Below are 551 nucleotides of genomic sequence, written 5' to 3' on the forward strand. Positions count from 1 at the left end.
TGACGGTAAACTCTGGTTTTGGGAGTACAACCGGTTCACCATCGAGTGGCATGACAGTAAGCTTTTGATTCCTGAATTGATACTCTGTTTGTTTAAGTTCGAACAGTATGGCCGTGATAAAGTGCCATAGGCGTTCCTGGCCCAGCATGACATGATCACCATCAACAACCACGCCTCTTTCATCATCAGTTGACACCCGGTTTGAAAAACAGAGATCCGGGATATTCCCGTGTTCCGGTAGATAATGGTTTATCAGGAGCATTCCTTCCAACAAACGTTGCTGAGTCGCTAATTCCGGAACGGTTTCAGGTTTAGCCTGGTAGTCAAGACAGGCATCCATGAATTGCTGCATTTTCTGTGGTCTGAGTACCCGGTGCAGTCGATACCACTGTGAGATTGCAGGCACAGTTCTGAATAGCTCGTTCATTCTGTCAGCGTATTTTGCGCGGTTATCTTCGGACTGTCGCCAGAGAATCTCCAGCATCATACGTTTAGATAGCGTGAATTCCCATCGTAGGCCAAGCTGTTGGCGCAGTGGCTGTAATGCATTC

At 47.5% G+C, this 551-nt stretch carries 1 protein-coding gene; it reads right to left on the reverse strand.

All coding sequences use genetic code 11. From position 1 onward, the window contains the following. Nucleotides 1-551, reverse strand: a 551-nt coding sequence (locus J7439_RS26035) for a hypothetical protein (RefSeq protein ID WP_209204962.1), incomplete at both ends; no start/stop codon positions are given.

It is taken from the genome of Salinisphaera sp. G21_0 (assembly GCF_017744115.1).
In the GTDB taxonomy this organism is placed as follows: Bacteria; Pseudomonadota; Gammaproteobacteria; order Pseudomonadales; family Endozoicomonadaceae; genus Endozoicomonas.